The organism is Micromonospora sp. NPDC048835 (assembly GCF_040649995.1).
Lineage (GTDB): Bacteria > Actinomycetota > Actinomycetes > Mycobacteriales > Micromonosporaceae > Micromonospora.
The window spans coordinates 39,706-62,284 of record NZ_JBEZGM010000003.1 but is presented as its reverse complement, the minus strand read 5'-3'; the positions used below and the strand labels follow the sequence as shown (position 1 = coordinate 62,284).

Sequence of the window (22,579 nt, the reverse complement as noted above, 5' to 3'; positions counted from 1 at the left end):
CCGGCACGACCGACACTTTCGGGCCGAAAAACCCCACCAATCATGGATAGCGACGATGACCTGGGACGTCTGTATCTGTGACAACGAAACGGGGGTGGTGGGTGGACGAGGACGAGCGCGCGCGGCTCGCCGAGTTCGTCGGCAGCCGGACTCCGGCGCTGATGCGGGTCGCGTACCTGCTGACCGGAGACCGCAACGCCGCCGAGGACCTGTTCCAGTCGGCGTTGGCGCGGACCATCCCGAAGTGGGGAACCATTCGGCACGCCGACCCCGAGGGCTACCTGCGCGTGGTGATGTACCGCGAGCAGATCAGCTGGTGGCGGCGACTTCGCCGGTGGCGGGAGACACCGCTCAACCCGGCGGACGAACCCGTCGGCGGCGACCCGAGCGGCGGCTCCGACGTGCGGTTGGCGATGCGGGCCGCGCTGCGCCACCTGCCACCGACGCAGCGGGCGGTGGTGGTCCTGCGCTACTACGAGGACCTCCCCGAAGCCCGGGTGGCCGAGTTGCTGGGCTGCTCGGTGGGCACCGTGCGCAGCCGAACCCATCGAGCGGTGAAGCGACTGCGCGACCTGCTGCCGGACGTCGACATGCTGGAGGTACGGCGATGACCGAACCCTTCGAGCACCTCATCCGCTCCACCCTCACCGACCTGGCCGAGGAGGCACCGATCGTGCATGACCAGTTGAGCCGAGCGGAACGGCGGGTGCGCAACAGACGTCGCGCCACGGTGGCAGTGGGGGCGGTGAGCACCCTGGCGGCGATCCTGATCGCCACTCCGCTCGCCCTCGCCGCGACCGGCTCGGACGGGCCTCCCCCGGCCGTGCCCAGTCCGGCTGGTCCGCCGGCCGTGCCCAGCCCACCCGTACCAACCCCGTCCGCGCCCACCGCGGTGCCGACGGCCGTGCCGAGCCCCGGGGGCGCGTCAGGGGTACCGGAACGGCCGACGGTCTCGCCAACCCCGTCGAGGCCACCCGGCGTGCCGGGCAAGCCGGGGGCACCGGGTGCGCCGGCCGGACCGACCGCCTCACCAAGCCCGTCCAGTTCACTGGGCCCGCCTGGCGTGCCGGGCCGACCGACGGCGTCGCCGAGCCCGTCGCGCTGAGCAGGACCGGTCCGGTCGGCGGTTTCCTCGCGCCGGCCGGACCGGCCGTCCCACTGTCGTTGCCGGCAAGGGTGGGGCCGGGCAGGCCACCGGCCTTCCGAGCCAGAGATGGGGAGATTCCGGTCACGCTCTCGCGCCACTCTCCGGTACCGGCGAGCGTCGCGCCTGGCGCTGACCGGCGGGCACCCGGTCCGCCGAACTTGTCGAGGCCGACATGCCCGCTCATTCTTGGGCCATGACCGATCCCGGACGTCCGAGCCACGAGCTGCGGGGGCGACGATGAGCACCGCCACGGCCCGGGTGCCCGACTCCCTCCGGGGGCAGGTCGTCACACCTGGCGACCGCCGGTACGCGCACCTGCGCTCGACGTACACCAGGTCGGCGTCACCGGCCGTGGTTCTGCTGCCGAAGACCACCGCGCAGGTGGTCGACGCGCTCCGCTACGCGCGGGAGCAGCGGCTGCCCATCGCGGTCCGCAGTGGCGGGCACGGCCTCTCCGGTGCCTCGTCGAACAACGGTGGGGTGGTCATCGACCTGTCCATGCTCAATCGGGTGCAGGTGATCGACGAGCGGGCCGGGCTGGTCCGGGTCGAGGCCGGCGCTCGCTGGGCGAACGTCGCGAAGACGCTGGCCCCGTACGGCCTGGTGATCAGCTCGGGTGACTACGGCGGCGTCGGCGTCGGCGGCCTGGCCACCGGCGGTGGTGTCGGTTGGCTGGTCCGCGCCCACGGCCTCACCATCGACCGGATCCGCGCCGTCGAGGTGGTGCTGGCGGACGGAACACTCGTACGCGCCGACGCCGAGCACGAACCGGAGCTGTTCTGGCTGGTCCGTGGGGCCGGGGCCGGCGCGGGGATCGTGGTGGCCTTCGAGATCGAGGCCGCCGAGCAGCGCAACGTCGGTGTCGCGCAACTGGTCGTCGAGGCGCACCCGGACGGCCGCACCGTCCGGGAGTGGACGAGCTACCTCGCGCAGGCGCCACGGGAGCTGTCCGCGGCCGCGGTGGTCTTCGCCGAGGGTCGATCGGTCCTCATGTCAATCACCGCAGTGGTCGCCGCCGAGAGCCTGCGTCGGGCCCGACCGGCGGTGGAACCGCTGCTCGCCATCGGCAAGGTGCTCGAACACCGGACCGACCTGCTGCCCTACCCGACGCTGGTGCCGACCGCGCACCTCAACCCCAACATCGGGCAGCAGCGGGGTACGACCACCAACGGCCTGTTCAGCGCGCTGGACGACGCCGGGGCGCGGGCCGTGACCCGGGCGGTGACCGGGCCGGGGCGGGCGGTGGTCCAGCTCCGCTCGTTGGGTGGGGCGGTCAACGACGTCGCCTCCGACGCGACCGCGTACCCGCATCGTCACCAGGACACGTTGGTGGTGGCCTCGGTGTTTCCGCCGCAGGCCGACGCCGCGCTGAACGCGGCCTGGCGGGCCGCCGGGGCGCGCGCCGACGGCGCGTACGTCAACTTCGAGAGCCGGCCGGACCCGGCCGCGTTCGCCCGGATCTACCCGGGCGAGACCGGGGCCCGGGTCCGGCGGCTGTGGAAGCGGTACGACCCGGACGGCGTGTTCCGGTCGGCCCTGCTGACCGGCCAACCGAACCGCGCCGCCCAGCCGAACCGCGCCGCCCAGCCGAGCCGCGCCGCCCAGCCGAACCGCGCCGGCCAACCCAGCCGATCCGGCCAGCCCAGCGGATCCGGCCAGCCACACCGGCGCCGTCGACGCCCTCGTTGACCGGGCCTCTTCGCACCAGCACACCCAGGTCCGATTCCCGCCAGCCGATCACCCGTCGAGCGGGGCATCATCGGTGACATGGAGCTGGACTTCGAGCGGTGTTACCGGGCCGTGGACAGCCGTGACCAGCGGTTCGACGGCTGGTTCTACACCGGTGTGACGTCCACCGGCATCTACTGCCGGCCGTCCTGCCCGGCGATCACACCCAAGCGGAAGAACGTCCGGTTCTTCCCGTCCGCCGCCGCCGCGCAGGGTGCCGGGTTGCGCGCCTGCCGCCGCTGCCGGCCGGACGCCGCGCCCGGTTCCCCGCTCTGGGACGTCCGCGCGGACGTGGTCGGTCGGGCGATGCGGCTGATCGCCGACGGGGTCGTCGACCGGGACGGCGTACCGGGGCTTGCCTCCCGGCTGGGCTACACCGAGCGGCACCTGCACCGGATGGTGAGCGCCGAGATGGGTGCCGGGCCGCTCGCACTGGCTCGGGCCCAGCGCGCCCAGACCGCCCGGATCCTGATCGAGACGACCGACCTGGCGATGGCCGAGATCGCGTTCGCCGCCGGCTTCGGCAGCGTGCGGCAGTTCAACGACACGCTTCGCGAGGTGTACGCGAGCGCCCCGTCGGACCTGCGCGCGGCCCGTGGCCGCAAACAGGCGCCGGTCGGGGCGGGCACCATCGCGCTCCGGCTGGCGTACCGCCCGCCGCTGCACGCCCGGGCGCTGCTGGACTTCTTCGCGGTGCGGGCGTTGCCCGGTGTGGAGGAGGTCCGCGACGGGACGTACCACCGGGGTCTTCGGTTGCCGCACGGCACCGCCCAGGTGGCGCTGACCCCGGCGGACGGGCACGTCGCGGCGACGTTGCGGCTCGCCGACCTGCGCGACCTGGCGCCGGCGGTGGCCCGCTGCCGACGGTTGCTCGACCTGGACGCGGACCCGGCGGCCATCGACGCCACGCTTGCCGCCGACCCGGTGCTCGCCCTGGCGGTCACTGCCGAACCCGGCATCCGGGTCCCCCGGTCGGTCGACGCCTTCGAGCTGGCCGTCCGCGCCATCATCGGCCAACAGGTCTCGGTAACCTCCGCCGTAACAACCCTGACCCGCCTCCTGACCACCCACTCCCGCATTGATCATGAAGTTGTTGCCACGAACGACGGCGTGTCGGGACAACAACTTCATGATCAACCGCCGGAGCCGGCGGAACCGACGCTGCGGGGGTTTCTGGAGGCGGAGGAACTCCTGTCGCTGCCGGACTCGGGGTTCGGGATGCCGGTGGCGCGGCGGGAGGCTCTGCGCGGGTTGGCCCGGGCGGTGGTGGACGGATCCGTCGACCTTGCGGCGGGGGTGGATCGGGAGGACACCGTCCGACGGCTGCTCGCGCTGCCCGGCATCGGCCCGTGGACCGCCAACTACCTGGCCATGCGCGCCTTCGGCGACCCGGACATCCTGCTCAGCTCCGACCTCGCGGTGCGACGCGGCGCCGCCGCGCTCGGCCTGCCCGACACCCCGGCAACCCTCGACCGGTACGCCGAACGGTGGCGTCCCTGGCGGTCCTACGCCACGATCAGACTCTGGAGAGCGGCATGAACATCGACAGCACCGTGCTCGGCACACCCACCGGCCCGCTCAGCATCCTCGCCGGGCCTGACGGTGACGTCCGGGCGGCCGGCTTCACCCCGGACCCGGCGGCGCTGCTGCCCCTGGTTCACCCGGCCCTGCGGGCGCCGCTGCGGGAGCGGGCCGACCTCGGCCCGGTCAGCGCGGCGGTCCACTCCTACCTGGACGGTGATCTTGCCGCCATCGACGCGGTGCCGGTCCGCCAACAGACCGGTGGAGAATTCATGGCCCACGCCTGGCAGGTGCTACGTCACGTGCCGGCGGGCACCCCGGTCACCTACACCGGGTACGCCGCGCTTGCCGGTCGACCGCCTGCGGTGCGGGCCGCCGCGGCCGCCTGCGCCCGGAACGCGGCAGCCCTCTTCGTGCCCTGCCACCGGGTGCTCCGCACCGACGGGACGCTCGGCGGCTACCGCTGGGGGCTGGACGTGAAGAAGTGGCTTCTCGGTCACGAGCGGCGCTTGACAGCAAGCTGACAGGAGCATCGACGGCGGTAAGACGCTACCGTCTGGTAGTGCCTGTGGAGAGCGACGGCGACCCGGCCGCACGGGCCGCCGCGCGCACTCGCCCCGCGCACAACCTCTGGCGGCTGCGCCCCTACCTGCGCCCGTACGCTGCCGAGTTCGTCTGGCTGCTCGTCGCGGGGCTCGCCGGCACCGCGGCCGGGATCGCCGTCCCGCTCGTCGTGCAGCGGGTCGTGGACGGGCCGGTGGCCCGACACGAACCGGCCGGGCTGCTCCAGCTCGGTGGCCTCGCGCTGCTGCTCGGTGTCGTCGAGGCGGTGCTCATCTTCATCCGCCGCTGGGTGCAGTCGTCCTCGGCGGTGGGCATGGAGGCGGCGCTGCGTGCCGACGTCTACGCCCACCTGCAACGGCTGCCGACGAGCTTCCACGACCGCTGGCAGTCCGGCCAGTTGCTCTCCCGGATCACCAGCGACCTCTCGGTGATCCGCCGGTTCCTCTCCTTCGGCGTGTTCTTCCTGGTGCTCAACCTGACCACGTACGTGGTCGTGGTGGTGCTGCTGATCAACCTGCACGCGGCGCTCGGGGTGCTCGTCGCGGCAAGCGCGGTGCCGCTGCTGCTGATCAGTCGCCGGTTCGGGCGGCACTACCACGCCGCGTCCCGCCGCATGCAGGATCAGCAGGGCGACGTGGCGACCCTGGTCGAGGAGACCGCGCAGGGCCTGCGCACCATGAAGGCGTACGGGCGGGGGCCCGAACTGGCGGCCCGCTTCGCCGGCGCGGCCCGGCGGCTGCACGACACGGGCGTCGGCAAGGGACGACTGCTGGCCAACACCTCGGCGCTGCTCGACCTGGTGCCGAACGTGACCCTGGGCGTGGTGCTCGCGGCGGGGGCGGCCGCCGCCGCGCACGGTGCGCTCACCATCGGCGAGCTGGTCGCGTTCGTCAGCCTGCAACTGATGCTCATCTGGCCGGTGCAGTCGCTGGGTTGGATCATCGCCAACGGTCAGGAGGCGGCCACCGCCGCCGACCGGATCCAGGAGGTGCTGGACACCCCACCGGAGATCGTGGATTCTCCCGGCGCCATCGCGCTGCCCCGCGTCGCGGTGCACGGTCGACTGCGCTTCGAGCGGGTCGCGTTCAGCTACCCGGGCGCGACCGCACCGGTGCTGCACGAGATCGACCTGAGCATCGAGCCGGGCGAGACGGTGGCCCTGGTCGGCGCAACCGGCTGCGGCAAGAGCACGCTGCTCTCCCTGGTGCCCCGGCTCAACGAGGTGACGGCCGGCCGGATCACGCTGGACGGGCACGATCTGCGGGAGCTGCGGTTGGCCTCGCTGCGCCGACTGGTCGGGGTGGCGTTCGAGGAGCCCACGCTCTTCTCCATGTCGGTGTGGGAGAACCTCACCCTGGGCCGCCCGGACGCCAGCGACGACGAGGTCCGCGCGGCACTCGCCCTGGCCCAGGCCGACTTCGCGTACGACCTGCCCTGGGGGTTGGCCACCCGGGTGGGCGAGCAGGGGCTGTCCCTCTCCGGCGGGCAACGGCAACGACTCGCGCTGGCGCGGGCCGTGCTCGGCCGACCGGCCGTGCTGGTGCTCGACGACCCGCTCTCCGCGCTCGACGTGCACACCGAGGCGCTCGTCGAGGCCGCGCTGCGCCAGGTCCTGTGCGACAGCACCGCGCTGCTGGTGGTGCACCGTCCGTCGACGATCGCGCTCGCCGACCGGGTCGCCCTACTCGAGGACGGCCGGGTCACCGCGACCGGCCGGCACTCCGACCTGCTGGCCACCGTCCCGGCGTACCGGGCGCTGCTCGCCGCCGAGCCGCCCGCCGGCCAGCCACCGGCGTCCGGCGCCAGCGGGCCGAGCCCGTCCCCTTCGGACGGGTGGGGGCTGGTGCGCTCGTGAGCGTGCCGAAGCAGGCCGACCCACCGCCCGAGGAGGAGCCCGAGCTCGACCGGTGGCGGGGCACCGCCACCGACCCGGAGGCCGACCGGAGTCGTGCCGAGGACACCAGCCCCGAAGCGGTGGCCCGGCTACGCCGGCTCAGTCGCGTCCTGCTCGGCGACCTGCTCCGCCCGCACCGGAGGCGACTCGCCGCTGCGGTCAGCCTGCTGTTGGCCCAGAACGCCGCCGCGATGGCCGGTCCGTACCTGGTCATGATCGGCATCGACCGGGCCATCCCGCCGTTGCGCGGCGGCGACCCCGGCCCGCTGATCACCGTCGCCGGGGCGTTCGCGGTGGCCTCGATGACCGAGTACGCGGCCCGCCGCGGCTTCCTCACCCTCTCCGCCCGGATCGGCCAGGCAGTCCTGCTCGACCTGCGACAGCGGGTGTTCCGGCACTTCCTGCGACTGTCGGTGGGCTTCCACGAGCGGTACACGTCCGGCCGGATGGTCTCCCGGCTCACCAGCGACCTGGACTCGATCGCCGAGCTTGTCGACGGCGGGATCGACAGCCTGGTGCTGGCCGGGCTCTCGATCCTCTCGGTGGCCGCCATCCTGCTCTGGCTGGACCTGCCGCTCGCCGCCGTGACGCTGTTCGCCTTCCCGTTCCTGTTCTGGCTCTCCCGCTGGTTCGCCAGGTCGTCGGCGAGCGCGTACCGACGGACCCGGGACGCGGTGGCACTTGTCATCGTGCACTTCGTCGAGTCGATGCGGGGCATCCGGGCGGTGCAGGCGTTCCGCCGGGAGCCGCGCAACCAACGGATCTTCGTGGCGCTCGGCGACGACTACCGACGAAGCAGCCTGCACGCGTTCCGGCTGATCGCCACCTACTCGCCGGCGATCAAACTCATCGGCAACGTCACCGTGGCGGCGGTGCTCTGCTACGGCGGTTGGCGGGTGCTCGGCGGGCAGACCGAGATCGGTGTGCTCGCCGCGTTCCTGCTCTACCTGCGCCGCTTCTTCGAGCCGATGCAGGAGCTGAGCCAGTTCTACAACTCGTTGCAGTCGGCCACCGCCGCACTGGAGAAGCTGGCCGGGGTCCTCGACGAGCGGCCGACGGTCGCCGAACCGACCCGGCCCACACCGCTGCCGACCGGGCCCGGCGGGGGCGAGCTGGTCTTCCGGGCCGTCGGCTTCGGCTACCGTTCCGACACCCCGATCCTGCGCGGGCTGGAGTTGACGGTGCCGGCCGGGCAGACGGTGGCGCTGATCGGGCCGACCGGGGCGGGCAAGTCGACGATCGCGAAGCTGGTGGCCCGGTTCCACGACCCCGACACCGGCACCATCCGACTGGACGGGGTCGACCTGCGCGACGTGTGCGACGCCGACCTGCGACGCGCGGTGGTGCTCGTGACACAGGAGAACCACCTGTTCAGCGGGACCGTCGCGGAGAACATCCGGTTCGGTTCCCCGGGGGCCGACGACGCCGCCGTGCGGGCCGCCGCGCGGGCGATCGGCGCGGACGACTTCATCACCGCGCTGCCCGAGGGGTACGCCACCCAGGTGCACCGGCGCGGCGGCCGGCTCTCCGCCGGGCAGCGGCAGCTTGTCGCGTTCGCCCGCGCGTTCCTGGCCGACCCGACGGTGCTCATCCTCGACGAGGCGACGTCGTCGCTCGACGTACCGACCGAACGTCTCGTGCAGCGGGCACTCGGCACCGTCCTGCGCGACCGCACCGCACTTGTCATCGCGCATCGCCTCTCCACAGTGGAGACCGCCGACCGGGTGCTCGTCCTCGACGGCGGAGAGGTGGTCGAGGACGGCCCGCCCGCCGTGCTCGCCGAGGCCGACGGCCGGTACGCCGCCCTGCACCGCCAGTGGCGTGACTCGCTGATCTAGCGGCGGCGGCGCGGAACCGCCGCCGGTGTGTTCGGCCGCAACTCCGTCGCCCCGCACCCGGGAGGTGCCTACGATCGCAGCATGACCGATACGGCGAGGACGGCCCGTGCCGGCGTTCCCGAGCGTCCGACCCTGGACGGGCTCGAGGAGAGCTGGGCACGCCGCTGGCAGGAGGAAGGCACGTACGCGTTCGACCGCTCGAAGGAGCGCAGGGACGTGTTCTCGATCGACACCCCGCCGCCGACCGTATCGGGCGAGTTGCACATGGGGCACGTCTTCTCGTACACGCACACCGACACCACGGCCCGGTACCAGCGGATGCGCGGCAAGGCGGTCTTCTACCCGATGGGCTGGGACGACAACGGCCTGCCCACCGAGCGTCGGGCGCAGAACGTGTACGGGGTGCGCTGCGATCCGGCACTGCCGTACGACCCGGTGTGGCGGCCACCGGCGGCGCCTGTCGACGACGCGGCCCGCCGCGACCCGACCCCGATCTCCCGGCGCAACTTCATCGAGCTGTGCGAGCGACTGACGGTCACCGACGAGCAGGTCTTCGAGTCGCTGTGGCGGCGGCTCGGGCTCTCGGTGGACTGGTCCCTGACGTACACCACGATCGGCCGGTTCGCCCGGACCACCAGCCAGCGGGCGTTCGTCCGCAACCTGCGCCGCGGTGAGGCGTACCAGTCGGAGGCGCCGACGCTCTGGGACGTCGGCTTCGCCACGGCGGTCGCCCAGGCGGAGCTGGAGGACCGGGAGCGCCCCGGCGCGTACCACCGGCTGCGGTTCACCGCGCCCGACGGCCGTGAGGTGCTCATCGACACCACCAGGCCCGAGCTGTTACCGGCCTGTGTGGCGCTGGTCTGCCACCCCGACGACGAGCGGTACGCCGATCTGGTGGGCGGCACGGTCCGCAGCCCGCTGTTCGACGTCGAGGTGCCCGTGTACGCCCACCCACTCGCCGAACCCGGCAAGGGCACCGGCGTCGCGATGGTCTGCACGTTCGGTGACCTGACCGACGTGACGTGGTGGCGTGAGCTGGGGTTGGACACCCGGGTGGTGATCGGCCGGGATGGTCGGCTGCTGTCCGAGCCGCCGCACGGGGTGCCGGCGCAGCCGTACGCGGCGCTGGCCGGGCAGACCGTCAACGGCGCCCGCCGGGAGATCGTCGGGATGCTTGCCGACGCCGGTGACCTGATCGGCGAACCACGCCCGATCACCCACCCGGTCAAGTTCTACGAACGCGGCGACCGGCCACTGGAGATCGTCTCGACTCGACAGTGGTATCTGCGCAACGGCGGCCGGGACGAGGCGTTGCGGGCCACGCTGCTGGCCCGGGGCGCGGAGCTGCACTGGGTGCCGGCGCACATGAAACACCGCTACGACAACTGGGTGGGCGGCCTGAACGGGGACTGGCTGGTCAGCCGCCAACGCTTCTTCGGGGTGCCGGTGCCGGTGTGGTACCGGCTCGACGACGCTGGCGAACCGGACTGGTCCCACCCTCTCACGCCGGACGAGTCCGCGCTGCCGGTCGACCCGTCAAGCGACCCGGCACCCGGTTACGACGAGTCGCAGCGCGGCCAGCCCGGCGGCTTCATCGGCGACCCGGACGTGCTCGACACCTGGGCCACGTCCTCACTGACCCCGCAGATCGTCGGTGGTTGGGAGACCGACCCGGACCTGTTCGCCCAGGTCTTCCCGATGGACCTCCGCCCGCAGGGGCAGGAGATCATCCGGACCTGGCTCTTCGACAGCGTGGTCCGTTCGCACTTCGAGCACGGGGTGCTGCCCTGGCGGGACACCGTGCTCTCGGGCTGGATCCTCGATCCCGACCACAAGAAGATGGCCAAGTCCAAGGGGAACGTCGTCACCCCACTGGCCCTGCTGGAGCAGCACGGCTCGGACGCCGTGCGGTACTGGGCGGCCAGCGGCAAGCCTGGCATGGACCTGGCCTTCGACCCGGCCCAGATCAAGGTCGGCCGGCGACTGGCCACCAAGCTGCTCAACGCGTCCAAGTTCGCGCTCGGGTTGGGCGCGGCGGACGCCCTACGCGCCCCGTCGACCACCCCACTGGACCGGGCCATGCTCGCCGAGCTGGCCACCGTGGTCACCGCGGCGAGCAGCGCCTTCGACTCGTACGACCACACGGCGGCGTTGCAGGTGACCGAGGCGTTCTTCTGGCGGTTCTGCGACGACTACATCGAGCTGGTCAAGGAACGCGCGTACGGCACCGGGGCGGGAGCCGACTCGGCACGGGCGGCGCTGGCCTCGGCGCTCTCGGTGCAGCTGCGGTTGTTCGCCCCGGTGCTGCCGTACGTGACCGAGGAGGTCTGGTCGTGGTGGCGGTACGGCTCGGTGCACCGGGCGACGTGGCCGACGACCTACGAGGTGGCCCGGACGATCGAGGGCTCGGGTGAGCCGGCGTTGCTGCGGCTCGCCGGTGACGCGTTGAGCCAGGTGCGGCGGGCCAAGTCGGAGCGGAAGCTGTCGATGAAGGCGGAGGTGCCGCTGGCGGAGGCGCTCGGCCCGGCGGCGCTGTTGGAGCAGCTCACCCTGGTCGCCGACGACCTACGGGCGGCCGGGCGGATCGGCAAACTCGACCTGCTTCCGGACCGTACCCCGGAGCTGGTCATCGCCTGCGCCTTCTGACCGGTGCCCGCCGCCGCCCGCTCGGGCGGCGGCGGGCCGGCGGGGTCACCACCCGCGCAGGAAACGCAGCCCGAGCAGGAACGCGACCACGGCGGGCCCCACCAACAGGGTGATCGCCTGGAGGCGGTACGGCATCCGGTGTCGGGTCAGCTCCCCCGCGTTGCCGAGCACGATGGCCCCGGCAAGCATCAGGAAAGCGCCCCACCACCCGGTCTTCAGGTCGATCAGATCCACCCGGATCAGTTGCAGCGTCACGCCCAGCAGCGCCCCGGTCAGCGCGAGCAGCGCCACCGCCCGGTGCAGGCCGCGCGCCAGTGGGTGGGCCGCCCGCCAGCCGTAGGTGCCGGCGACCGCCAGGCACGGCAGCACCACCATGAGCGGCCAACCCCGCCCCATCACGCCGAACATCAGCAGCGCCCCGACCGCGAAGACGATCGTGCCGACACAGGCGAGCATGTACCCGGCGAAGGCCCGGCCACCGCCGCGGATCAGCAGCGGCCCGCCACTGGCCGCGATCAACGCGGCCGGGATCAGGATGAACACCGCCCACCAGTGGAACTGGCCGCTGCCCTGGGCCGCCGTGGCGACCGTGGCAGAGGCCAGCCCGGCGACGGCCAGGCTGGTCAGCCAGGGTCGGCTGCTCCGGGAGTACGGCTCAGCCAACGACGTCCGCTCCGCTTCGACGCTCACGCCCACAAGCCTGGCCCGGGGTGGCCGGCCCGGTCCATCCGGCCAGCCCTACCGCCGTGCGGGGGCTGGCCGGATCAGCGGCTCGCACCGCCGTCAGCTCGTCTCGCCGGCCACGCTGAACGAGCGTAGGCGGTCGATGGCGAGCACGGTGAAGCCGACGCTGAACAGCGCGGTCATCACCGACGCCACCGGCACCGACACGCTTGTCTCCAGCAGCCCGGTGGGGGCGATCCGGTCGGCGAGGGCGATCACGTACTGCTGGATGGAGAGCACCTTGGTGCCGCTGACGAAGTTGCCGAGCAGCCCTTCCCAGATCAGCACGTAGACCAGGCCGAGCAGCACCGGCCGCCTGGTGACCAGGCTGAGCGCGAGGAAGAACGCCGAGTACGCAAGCGCACCGAGCGCGCCCGCGACCGCCAGGGCAAGACCGAGGCGTACCGAGTCGGCGAGCACGCCCGCGACGTAGAGCGGCACCGCGACGGTGGCTGCGGTGACGCCGGCGGACACCCCGAGTTTCGGCAGGACGATCTGCCAGCGCGGCAGGGGCTTGGTCAGGATGTGCACCACGGTGCCGTCGTCGATCTCGGCGCCCAGCACGCCGGTGCCGATGATCAGCGCCACCACCGGCAGCACGACCGCCAGCCCGAGGCCGACGAGCACCGGCGGCCCCCACTCCCCCGGGTCCACCCCCAGCGACCGGCAGAGCACGGCCAGCCCGAGCAGCACCAACGGCAGCGGTAGCAGTAGCAGGAACCGACGTCGGCCGAACAACCCGCGCGCGGTGATCCAGGTAATCGTCGACATGTCATCTTCCTTCGTTCGTGACCGCGGGCCGCGCTCGCTGCGCTCGTTCACTCGTCGCAGGCACCGGTCACGCCTCCACGAGGTAGGAGAAGACGCTCTCCAGGGACTCGTCGGACGGCACCAGCTGGCGCACCCGGATGCCCTTGTTCAGCGCGATCCGGGGGAGCGCCCGGGTGAACGCGCCGTAGTCGCCGGCCCGCACGGTCAGGCCGGTCGGGTCCAGCTCGACCCCGCTCACCGACGCCTCGGCGATCAGCGCGACGGCAAGCGCCCGGTCGTCGGTGGAGCGCACCGCGAAGACGTGCGGCCGGTTCGTCATCAACCGGCGGATGGTCCGGAAGTCGCCGGAGGCGGCCAGCCGGCCCGCCACCATCACCTGCACCGTCCCGGAGACCTGCTCGACCTCCTCCAGGATGTGCGAGCTGAACAGGATCGTCCGGCCGGCGTCACCGAGGGTGTGCAGCAGTTCCATCATGTGCAGCCGCTGGCGCGGGTCCATGCCGTTGAACGGCTCGTCGAGCAGCAGCACCTGCGGGTCGTGCACCATCGCCGCGGCCACCCGGGCGCGCTGGCGCATGCCCTTGGAGTACGTGCCGATCCGTCGGTCCTGCGCCGACTCCAACTCGACCAGACCGATCGCCCGCCGGGCCGCGGCCTCCGGGTCGGGCAGCCGGTGCAGCTTCGCGCTGGCGAGCACGAACTCGTACGCGGTCAGGAAGCCCTGCACCGCCTCGCGTTCGCTGACCAGCCCCAGCCGCCGGTAGACGTCGGGGTTGCGCCAGGTCGGCTCGTCGTCGAGGGTGACCGTGCCACGTGACGGGGCGAGGAACCCGGCCATCATGTGCAGCAGCGTGGTCTTGCCGGCGCCGTTCGGGCCGAGCAGGCCGGTCACGCCCGGCCCCAGGCCCATGCTGATGTCGTTGACCGCGACCACGTTGCCGTACCACCGGGACACCCCGGTCAGGCTCAGCGTGCTCATCAGGAGGCGACCTTCCGGTAGCGGGCCAGCAGGAGGGCGGTCGCACCGGCGACCAACAGCACCGCGGCCAGGGCGTAGACCGGGCCGAAACCGCCGATCATCATCTCGCCCGGGTCGCCCTCGACAAGCAGGTCACCAAGCGACCAGATGCCCACCCCCTGCACCAGCGTGGAGGGTGAGGCGAGCCCGGCCAACTCGTTGGCGGTGCGTGACGGCAGGATGCTCAGCACACCCACGATCGGGGTGGTCATCAGGAAGACCGCGACCACCCCACCGGCGGCGAAGGCACGCTTGCCGGTCAGCGACGCGACGAGCAGGCCGATCGAGGCGAAGACCACCGCCCAGAGCCCGGCGTAGAGCAGCCCGGGCAGCAGGTCGAGCAGCTCGTTCCACACCCCGCGCATGCCCTGCTTGGTGGTGAACGCGGCACCCAGGAACATCAACAGCTGCGGCCCGCCGAGCAGCAGCCAGAGCGTGGTGACCAGAGCCAGCAGCTTGGCCAACGCGTAGTCGACGCGCGGCAGCGGCCGGGAGAAGTAGAGCGGAAGCACGCCGCTGCGCAGGTCCCGGGAGACCAGCTCCGGGGCGACGACCGCGACGAAGAAGATGACCAGCCAGCTCATCGCGTCGGCGAACTGGGCGTACGTGGCGACCGGCTCGCCGATCTGGCTGCGTATCGCGGCCAGGGCGACCGCGACCAGGCTGACGATGCCGACCACCAGCCACGGGAAGATCTTGGCTTTGGCGCTGCGTCCGAACCCGAACGCGGTGCGCAGACCGTGCAGGTAGAGCGCGCCGAAGACCTGCCGACGACCCAGCCTGGGCCCCTCGTAGCGCTGGTAGCCGATGTCGTGGATCACGCCGGTCGGCGTGGGGCGCACAGCGGTGGTGGACGACTCAGGCATGAGTGAGCTCCCTCGTGGCGAAGAGTTCGGCCACCCGGTGCCGGCGCTGGTCCAGTCGGTGCAGTGGCAGGTCCAGTTCGGCGACCGCGCCGAGAATCAGGTCGTAGGTGCCGTCGTCGGCGAGCGGCACGAGGAGCAGTCGGCCGTCCCGGGCCACCGGCAGGTTCAGCTCGGCGAGTCGGGCGGCGAGTTCGTCGGTGCCCTCGCTGACCTCCACGGCGAGCACGTCGGTGGCCGTGGTCATCGCGGAGATGTTGTCGGCGCGCAGCAACCGGCCGCCGTCGATGGCGATGAGCGTGTCGCAGATCCGCTCGACCTCGCCGAGCAGGTGCGAGCAGACCAGCACGGAGATGCCGAACTCGGTGCCGATCCGGTGCACGAGGGCAAGCATGGCGTCCCGGCCCGCCGGGTCCAGGCCGTTCGTCGGCTCGTCGAGCAGCAGCAGGTCGGGGTCGTGCACCAGCGCCTGGGCCAGCTTCACACGCTGCTTCATGCCCGTCGAGTAGCCACCGACCGGCCGGTAGCGCTCCTCGTAGAGCCCCACGTGCCGCAGCGCCTCCGAGGCCCGCTCCCGGGCCGCGGTGCGGGGCAGGCCGCTCATCCGGCCGAGGTGGGTGACCAGTTCGGCGGCGGACAGGTCCGGCGGGAGGCAGTCGTGCTCCGGCATGTAGCCGACCCGGGCGCGGACAGCCGCCGGGTCGGTGGTCGGGTCGATGCCGAGCACCGAGACCTGGCCACTTGTTGGTGCGATCAGGCCGAGCAGGATCTTGATCAACGTGGATTTGCCGGCGCCGTTCGCGCCCACCAGGCCGATGATCCCGGGCTCGACGGCGACGGTGAGGTCGGCCAACGCGGTGACCCGGCCTCCGTACGTCTTGGTGAGCGACTGGGTCGCGATCAGTGTCACGCGCCAAGCGTAGGGACTCGACGCCCAGCATGGACACCGGCGCGCCCCCGGCGCTCCCCTGATCCTTCCGCCGCCGGCCCCCTAAGGTCCCGCACCGGGGGGCTCGCGACGTTTCCGCCGGTCCCGCGTTCGGCCGGACCCCGCCTTGGGAAAGACGTTTCCGGGGTGGCACCATTCACCTCCCGTTCACCGGGCATCGACCGCCCAGTGGCCGACCGACGACGTGGGAGGGATCCTGACAACCAAGGTGGGCGTCCCCAAAGTGAGCGTCGTGGTGCCGGCGTACAACTGCGGCCCACACGTCAAGAAGCTCATCGCCTCGTTGCTCCGCCAGTCGCTGCCCACGGACGAGTTCGAAGCGATCTTCGTCGACGACGGTTCGACCGACGACACGGCCGAGCGACTGGACCGGTTGGCCGCTGAGTACCCACACGTCAGGGTGCTGCACATCGAGAACTCCGGCTGGCCGTCGCGCCCCCGCAACCTCGGCATCGAGCACGCCCGTGGCGAGTACGTCTTCTTCGCCGACGACGACGACTGGTTCGCCGACGAGGCGTTGGAGCGGCTGTACGCGTGCGCGAAGACGAACGACGCGGACATCGTGGTCGGGAAGATGGCCGGTTACGGGCGCCCCGTGCCGCGCGAGCTGTTCCGGAAGAACCGCCCCGACGCCACCCTGGGCAACTCCCCCCTGATCGACAGCCTGACCTGTCACAAGCTGTTCCGGCGGTCGTTCCTGAACGAGCACGGTCTGCGGTTCCCGGAGGGCGGCAAGCGTCGGCTCGAGGACCACTCGTTCGTCGTGCGCGCCTACTTCCTGTCCCGGCGCACCTCCGTGCTGTCCGACTACACCTGCTACCACCACGTCCAGCGGGGCGACGCGCGTAACGTCACCGCGGAAAGACTGGACCCGGCGAGCTACTTCGCCAGCGTGCGCGAGGCGCTGGACGTCGTGGACGCCAACACCGAGCCGGGTCCGCTGCGGGACCGGCTGCACCGGCGCTGGCTGCGCAACGAGATGCTCGGCCATCTGCGGGGCAAGCGGCTGCTGGACGCGCCCGAGCCGTGGCTGGGCGAGGTCGCGCTGGAGGTTCAGAAGATCATTCAGGACCGCTTCGCCCCCGGTGTCGCCGGCGGTCTGCCGCCCCTGCTCCGAGCCGTGGCGTACCTGGCGGAGCGGGGGCGTGTCGCGGACCTGCGCAGGCTCGCCCGCTGGGAGTCGGGCATCGCCGCACACGGCGTCGTCGACGATCTCCGCCGCGCCGACCACGCTGTCACGGTGACCGTCGCCGCCGAGCTGCGCTCCGGGAGCGAGCCGGTCGGCTTCCGTGCAGACGGTGACCGCGACGTACTGATGCTCCCGATGGAGGAGATCGCCCCCGAGGTGCTCGACGCCACCGCGCAGGTGCGCAAGGCCCGGCTGGACCTGGTTGCCCGACACCGGGAGACCGGCGACGAGACCTTCCTGCCGATGACCTTCCGGACCGAGCGGATCACCGGTACGACCGGAGCGGGGACCGTCCACCTGGTGCACCGGACCACCGCCACGATCGACTTCGCCGCCCTCAACGGCGGCCGGACCAGGGGCAGTTGGCTGCTCAAGGCCCGGATCACCAACGTGGGCTGGACCGAGGACGCGCGACTGCCGCTGGTGTTCATCTGCCGGGCGGACGGCTCCCGACCTCGGATCCGCGACGAGCGGAAAGTGTGGAACCGGATGCGGTCGGCGGTAGGCCGGCGGATCAAGCGCTGATCCGCCCGCCCGGGTCGTGGAGTGGCGCCCTCGACCGATCGGCGGTCGGCTGCGAAACTGTGTGCCGGTCAGTGAGTGGGGGGTGTGGATGAGCAACGGCTGGGTGCTGCCCGACGAGGTGCTGCGGGACGCACCGGCGTACACGCCACGTCCTGGTGAGCTCGCTGATCTGGAGCTGCTGCTGACCGGCGCGTACGCCCCACTGACCGGTTTCATGACCCGAGCCGACCTGGTCTCGGTGAGCCGCCGCGGCAAGCTGGCCGACGGCACACCGTGGCAGGTCGCGGTCGTCCTCCAGGTGCCGGCCGCGCTGGCGCAGAGCTTCGACCCGCGCGATCCGGCCCGCCGGGCGCTCGTGCTCACCGATGGGGAGGGCGCCCCGGCGGCCGCCCTGGACGTGGCCGACGTCTGGCCGGTGCGCGAGGGTGTGGCCGGGGTGGGCGGCCAGGTTCGGCGACTTGGCGACGGTGGGCACGGTCCGTTCCAGCGACTGCGCCGCAACCCCGAGGAGGTCCGCGCGCTGCTGCCCCCGGGCCGGGTGCTCGGCGTGATCGCCGATCGCCCGCTGCACCGTCCGCAGCTCGCCCAGATCGCCCACGCCGCGCGCACCCTGGCCGCGCACCTGCTCGTGATGATCCCGGTCGGCGAGGGCGGTGCCGACGGGCTCCCGCCGGAGGCGCTGGTCCGTACGATCTTCGCCGCACGGGACCGGATGCCGCCCGCCACCCTGGTCGCGGTGCCGCTGTCGCACCGCCGCGAGGAGATCAGTGACGCGCTGCTGCGCGCTCGGGTCTCCGCCGCGTACGGGGTCACCCACCTGCTCTCCACCGGGGAGATGCTCTCCGGTGCCGGGCTGCGGGTGCTGGTGCCCCGCGAACTCGCCTACGACAACCGGGACGGGCAGTGGCGTTGGCGGGAGGACATCCCACCGCGTAACCGCCGGCTCGCGCTGACCCAGGCGGAGATCGACGACCTGCTCGACCGGGGCTTCCCGTTACCGGAGTGGCACACCCCGCCCGCCGTGGCACGGGAGCTGGCCCGGGCCCGGCCGCCGCGTCGTCAGCGCGGGCTGGTGGTCTTCCTGACCGGCCTCTCCGGCTCCGGTAAGTCGACTGTCGCCCGTGGGTTGGCGGACGCGCTGCGGGAGAGCGGCGACCGTACGGTGACCCTGCTCGACGGTGACGTGGTGCGCCGGGAGCTCTCCGCCGGGTTGGGCTTCAGCAAGGCCGACCGGGATCTCAACGTCCGGCGGATCGGCTGGGTGGCCGCCGAGATCGCCAGGCACCGGGGGGTGGGCATCTGCTGCCCGATCGCCCCGTACGCGGCAGCCCGCGCCACCGCGCGGGAGATGGCCCTCGCCGCCGGGGCGGGCTTCGTGCTCGTGCACGTGGCCACCCCGCTCGAGGTGTGCGAGCAGCGGGACCGCAAGGGCCTGTACGCGCGGGCGCGGGCTGGCCTGCTCACCGGGATGACCGGCATCGACGACCCGTACGAGGAGCCGGCCGACGCCGATCTGGTGCTGGACACCACCGACCTGAGCGTGGCGGACGCGGTGCAGGCCGTGCTGCACCAGTTGACCGAGACCGGCTGGGTGGAGTTGAAGATCGCGTCAGCCTGAGTCGTCGTCGTACCCGTTCCTTTCACCGCTGACCGCTACGCGATAGTGTTCATCTTTGTTGGAACACGTTTGACCGCGTGAGGGTACGTGAACCCCCGGGGAGGCACGGCAGATGCTCGCTCAGCAGCGGCAGGCTGCCATCCTGGCCCGGGTCCGCGCGGCCGGCGGCGTCCGGGTCACCGAGTTGGCCGGCGAGTTCGGCGTGTCCGACATGACCATCCGGCGCGACCTGGATGCGCTGCACGAGCGCGGTCTGCTGGCCAAGGTGCACGGTGGCGCCACCACCACCGGGCCCAGCTCGACCGACGAGCCGGGCTTCCACGCCAAGTCGGTCCGCCAACTGCCGGAGAAGGCCGCCATCGCCGACCGGGCGGCTCAGCTGGTCCGGCCGGGGGCGGCTGTCGCGCTCTCCGCCGGCACCACCACGGCCGAACTGGCCCGCCGGCTTGTCGACGTGCCCGAGCTGACCGTCGTGACCAACTCGCTGCCGGTCGCCGAAATCATGCACGCCGCCGGCCGCCCGGACCAGACAGTGGTGCTCACCGGCGGCGTACGCACACCGTCGGACGCACTTGTCGGGCCCCTCGCGGTCGGGGCCGTCCGGTCACTGCACCTGGACCTGCTCTTCCTGGGCGTGCACGGCATCACCGAGCGGGCCGGCTTCACCACCCCCAACCTCATGGAGGCGGAGACCGACCGCGCGCTCGTCGCCGCGGCGGACCGGCTGGTGGTGCTCGCCGACCACACCAAGTGGGGCACGGTGGGCATCTCCTCGATCGTCGAGTTGACGGCGGCCCACGTACTTGTCAGCGACGACCTGTTGCCTCCGCCCGCACGACGGGTACTCGGCGAACAGGTGGGCGAACTGATCATGGTGAAGGCGACAACGGGCGGGCCGCATGACGCGCACGCCGACAACTGAGGGGGACGGCGCCGTGAAGCGCACCGCGATCGACCTGGCCGACGGCCGGGAGCTGATCTACTTCGACGAGCGCGACGACGCGGTCCGCGACCAGCCGGACCGCCGGACCCTGCCGCCGCCTCCCCCGGCATCGCAGCTGCGCTACGACCCGTTGACCGACGAGTGGGTCGCCGTCGCCGTGCACCGGCAGACCCGCACGTTCCTCCCGCCGGCGAACGAGTGCCCGCTCGACCCGTCGGTCGGCGACCGGCTGACCGAGATCCCGGCACCCGACTACGACGTGGTGGTCTTCGAGAACCGATTCCCGTCGCTGAGCGGTCGGGTGGCCGAGGAGCCCGGGGAGATCACCCCGTTCACACCGGTCCGGCCGGGCCTCGGCCGCTGTGAGGTGGTCTGCTTCACGTCCGACCACAACGCCTCCTTCGCCAGCCTCCCCCCGCGCCGGGTCCGCACCGTCCTCGACGCGCTCGCCGACCGCACCGAGGTGCTCGGCGCGCTGCCCGGCGTCGAGCAGATCTTCTGCTTCGAGAACCGGGGCGTCGAGATCGGTGTGACGCTGCACCACCCGCACGGGCAGATCTACGCGTACCCCTTCGTGACGCCGCGCACCCGCGCGATGCTGGCCGCGGCGCGCCGGCACGCCGAGCGGACCGGCGGGGGCAACCTGTACGCGGACGTGCTGGCCGCCGAGCGCAGCACCGGCGTACGGGTGGTCACCGAGAACGAACACTGGACGGCGTTCGTGCCGGCGGCCGCGCGCTGGCCGTTCGAGGTGCACGTCGCGCCGCGCCGCGTGGTGCCGGACATCCCGGCGCTCAGCGACAGCGAACGGGACGCCTTCGGGCCGCTCTACCTGGACCTGCTGCGCCGCTTCGACGGCCTGTTCGACATGCCGATGCCGTACATCGCGGCCTGGCACCAGGCCCCCGTGCGGGTCGACCGCGAGTTGGGCCACCTGCACCTGCAGCTGTTCAGCATCCGGCGGGCCGCCGACAAGTTGAAGTACCTGGCGGGCTCCGAGTCCGGGATGGGCGTCTTCATCAACGACATCGCCCCGGAGCGTGCCGCCGAACTGCTCCGCGCCGCCTGAGCCGCCACGCGCTCCTCGGGAAAACAGGGCGCGGGGGGCCCGGGACAGGGCCCCCCGCAGGGAAGGGACGGCTGGCTGTGCACGGCACAGCCGGGAAGGCTGGCTGATCGGCGCACGGGTGCCGCTGGTCGACCGTGGTCAACCTTCCTGGACGCGACTGGCATCTCGTCCATCCTGGTCAACGAGGCGCGCCGGGCGCGGTGACGCCGACCGGCGCGGCGCGGCCGGACACACCGAAGCCCGCCGGCAGGGGTGCCGGCGGGCTCCGATGATGCGGTACGCCTGGATCAGGCGGCGAGCTTACGGGCCAGGTTCTCGTCGAGCGCGTTCATGAACTCGTCGGTGGTCAGCCACGGGGCGTCGCGCGAGATGAGCAGCGCGAGGTCCTTGGTCATCTGGCCGCCCTCGACGGTGTCGATGATGACCTGCTCCAGGGTGTTGGCGAACTCGGTGACCGCCGGCGTGCCGTCCAGCTTGCCCCGGTGGGCGAGGCCCCGGGTCCAGGCGTAGATCGACGCGATCGGGTTGGTCGAGGTCTTCTCGCCCTTCTGGTACTGCCGGTAGTGCCGGGTGACAGTGCCGTGCGCGGCCTCGGCCTCGACGGTCCGGCCGTCCGGGGAGAGCAGCACCGAGGTCATCAGGCCCAGCGACCCGAAGCCCTGCGCGACGGTGTCGGACTGCACGTCACCGTCGTAGTTCTTGCAGGCCCAGACGTAGCCACCCTCCCACTTGAGCGCGGCGGCGACCATGTCGTCGATGAGCCGGTGCTCGTAGGTGAGGCCCGCGGCGTCGAACTCGGCCTTGAACTCCGCCTCGAACACCTCGGCGAAGATGTCCTTGAACCGACCGTCGTACGCCTTGAGGATGGTGTTCTTGGTCGACATGTAGACCGGGTAGTTGCGGTCCAGGCCGTACCGGAACGACGCCCGGGCGAAGTCCCGGATCGACTCGTCGTAGTTGTACATGCCCATGGCGATGCCGCCGCCGGGGAAGTTGGCGACCTCCATCTCCATCGGCGTGCCGCCGTCGGCCGGGGTGTAGGTGATGGTCACCGTGCCCGGGCCGGGGACGACGAAGTCGGTGGCCTTGTACTGGTCACCGTGGGCGTGCCGGCCGATGATGATCGGCTTGGTCCAGCCGGGGACCAGCCGCGGCACGTTGGACATGATGATCGGCTCACGGAAGACGACACCGCCGAGGATGTTGCGGATGGTGCCGTTGGGCGACCGCCACATCTTCTTCAGGCCGAACTCCTCGACCCGGGCCTCGTCCGGGGTGATGGTCGCGCACTTGACGCCGACGCCGTGCTCCTTGATGGCGTTTGCGGCGTCGATGGTGACCTGGTCGTCGGTCTCGTCGCGGTACTGGATCGACAGGTCGTAGTAGTGCAGGTCGACGTCGAGGTAGGGCAGGATCAGCTGCTCCCGGATCTGCTTCCAGATGATCCGGGTCATCTCGTCGCCGTCGAGTTCTACGACCGGGTTGTTTACCTTGATCTTCGCCATCGGCCGGCGCTCCTCTCGGGGGACACGTGCTCAAGCAGTACGAGCGTACTGCAATTGGGCCGGCAGCC

Annotated in this window: 18 protein-coding genes; 12 read left to right on the top strand and 6 right to left on the bottom strand. The window is 72.1% G+C overall.

The features are described from left to right. Positions 1–101 precede the first annotated feature (101 nt). The 8 genes from AB0C15_RS05010 (at position 102) to valS (ending at position 11,338) form a co-directional block, all read left to right on the top strand. Entirely contained in the window at positions 102–611 is a 510-nt protein-coding gene (locus tag AB0C15_RS05010; protein ID WP_112583752.1) for a SigE family RNA polymerase sigma factor, read from the top strand. After that, positions 608–1,105 carry a hypothetical protein gene (locus tag AB0C15_RS05005; protein ID WP_357348796.1) on the top strand — a complete coding sequence of 166 codons (498 nt, stop codon included), beginning with the start codon at positions 608–610 and terminating at the stop codon, positions 1,103–1,105. The genes AB0C15_RS05010 and AB0C15_RS05005 overlap by 4 nt, the downstream gene beginning before the upstream one ends. Before the next feature lie 279 nt (positions 1,106–1,384). After that, positions 1,385–2,836, top strand: coding sequence for an FAD-binding oxidoreductase (locus AB0C15_RS05000; protein WP_357348794.1), 1,452 nt, complete (start codon positions 1,385–1,387; stop codon positions 2,834–2,836). A gap of 78 nt (positions 2,837–2,914) precedes the next feature. Next, positions 2,915–4,414: an AlkA N-terminal domain-containing protein gene (locus AB0C15_RS04995; protein ID WP_357348792.1), complete on the top strand. Its 1,500-nt coding sequence runs from the start codon at positions 2,915–2,917 to the stop codon at positions 4,412–4,414. Further along, positions 4,411–4,920, top strand: a complete 510-nt coding sequence (locus AB0C15_RS04990) for a methylated-DNA--[protein]-cysteine S-methyltransferase (protein WP_357348790.1) — start codon at positions 4,411–4,413, stop codon at positions 4,918–4,920. The genes AB0C15_RS04995 and AB0C15_RS04990 overlap by 4 nt, the downstream gene beginning before the upstream one ends. 44 nt (positions 4,921–4,964) lie before the next feature. Continuing rightward, positions 4,965–6,815, top strand: a complete 1,851-nt coding sequence (locus tag AB0C15_RS04985) for an ABC transporter ATP-binding protein (protein WP_357349315.1) — start codon at positions 4,965–4,967, stop codon at positions 6,813–6,815. Next, a complete protein-coding gene (locus AB0C15_RS04980) occupies positions 6,812–8,692 on the top strand; it encodes an ABC transporter ATP-binding protein (RefSeq protein ID WP_357348788.1) in 1,881 nt (626 codons plus the stop codon). The genes AB0C15_RS04985 and AB0C15_RS04980 overlap by 4 nt, the downstream gene beginning before the upstream one ends. An 81-nt stretch (positions 8,693–8,773) precedes the next feature. Then, a complete protein-coding gene (valS, locus tag AB0C15_RS04975) occupies positions 8,774–11,338 on the top strand; it encodes a valine--tRNA ligase (RefSeq protein ID WP_357348786.1) in 2,565 nt (854 codons plus the stop codon). Positions 11,339–11,383: 45 nt separating this feature from the next. On the opposite strand, the gene AB0C15_RS04970 is transcribed toward valS, so the two are convergent. The 5 genes from AB0C15_RS04970 to AB0C15_RS04950 form a co-directional block, all read right to left on the bottom strand. Next, the gene (locus AB0C15_RS04970) at positions 11,384–12,028 is read right to left on the bottom strand and encodes a hypothetical protein (protein WP_357348784.1); all 645 of its coding nucleotides are present in this window, start codon (positions 12,026–12,028) and stop codon (positions 11,384–11,386) included. A 93-nt stretch (positions 12,029–12,121) separates the two neighbouring features. Then, entirely contained in the window at positions 12,122–12,832 is a 711-nt protein-coding gene (locus tag AB0C15_RS04965; RefSeq protein WP_357348782.1) for an ABC transporter permease subunit, read from the bottom strand. A 67-nt stretch (positions 12,833–12,899) separates the two neighbouring features. After that, positions 12,900–13,811 carry an ABC transporter ATP-binding protein gene (locus AB0C15_RS04960; protein ID WP_357348780.1) on the bottom strand — a complete coding sequence of 304 codons (912 nt, stop codon included), beginning with the start codon at positions 13,809–13,811 and terminating at the stop codon, positions 12,900–12,902. Further along, positions 13,811–14,716, bottom strand: coding sequence for an ABC transporter permease (locus AB0C15_RS04955; protein ID WP_357348778.1), 906 nt, complete (start codon positions 14,714–14,716; stop codon positions 13,811–13,813). Before AB0C15_RS04955 ends, AB0C15_RS04960 begins: the two co-directional genes overlap by 1 nt. After that, complete coding sequence (locus AB0C15_RS04950; protein WP_357348776.1) at positions 14,709–15,623, bottom strand: ABC transporter ATP-binding protein; 915 nt, start codon at positions 15,621–15,623, stop codon at positions 14,709–14,711. The genes AB0C15_RS04955 and AB0C15_RS04950 overlap by 8 nt, the downstream gene beginning before the upstream one ends. A gap of 262 nt (positions 15,624–15,885) precedes the next feature. On the opposite strand from AB0C15_RS04950, the gene AB0C15_RS04945 reads away from it, so the two are divergent. The 4 genes from AB0C15_RS04945 to galT all read left to right on the top strand — a co-directional run bounded on the left by AB0C15_RS04945 (position 15,886) and on the right by galT (position 21,006). Continuing rightward, positions 15,886–17,376 carry a glycosyltransferase family 2 protein gene (locus AB0C15_RS04945; protein ID WP_357348774.1) on the top strand — a complete coding sequence of 497 codons (1,491 nt, stop codon included), beginning with the start codon at positions 15,886–15,888 and terminating at the stop codon, positions 17,374–17,376. Positions 17,377–17,464: 88 nt separating this feature from the next. Continuing rightward, complete coding sequence (gene cysC, locus AB0C15_RS04940) at positions 17,465–18,994, top strand: adenylyl-sulfate kinase (RefSeq protein ID WP_357348772.1); 1,530 nt, start codon at positions 17,465–17,467, stop codon at positions 18,992–18,994. A gap of 112 nt (positions 18,995–19,106) precedes the next feature. Further along, positions 19,107–19,916, top strand: coding sequence for a DeoR/GlpR family DNA-binding transcription regulator (locus AB0C15_RS04935; RefSeq protein WP_357348770.1), 810 nt, complete (start codon positions 19,107–19,109; stop codon positions 19,914–19,916). Between the two features lie 13 nt (positions 19,917–19,929). Further along, on the top strand, positions 19,930–21,006 hold the full coding sequence (gene galT, locus AB0C15_RS04930; protein WP_357348768.1) for a galactose-1-phosphate uridylyltransferase: 1,077 nt from the start codon (positions 19,930–19,932) through the stop codon (positions 21,004–21,006). Between the two features lie 287 nt (positions 21,007–21,293). On the opposite strand, the gene AB0C15_RS04925 is transcribed toward galT, so the two are convergent. Next, the gene (locus AB0C15_RS04925) at positions 21,294–22,511 is read right to left on the bottom strand and encodes an NADP-dependent isocitrate dehydrogenase (protein WP_145779001.1); all 1,218 of its coding nucleotides are present in this window, start codon (positions 22,509–22,511) and stop codon (positions 21,294–21,296) included. Between the last annotated feature and the right edge of the window lie 68 nt (positions 22,512–22,579).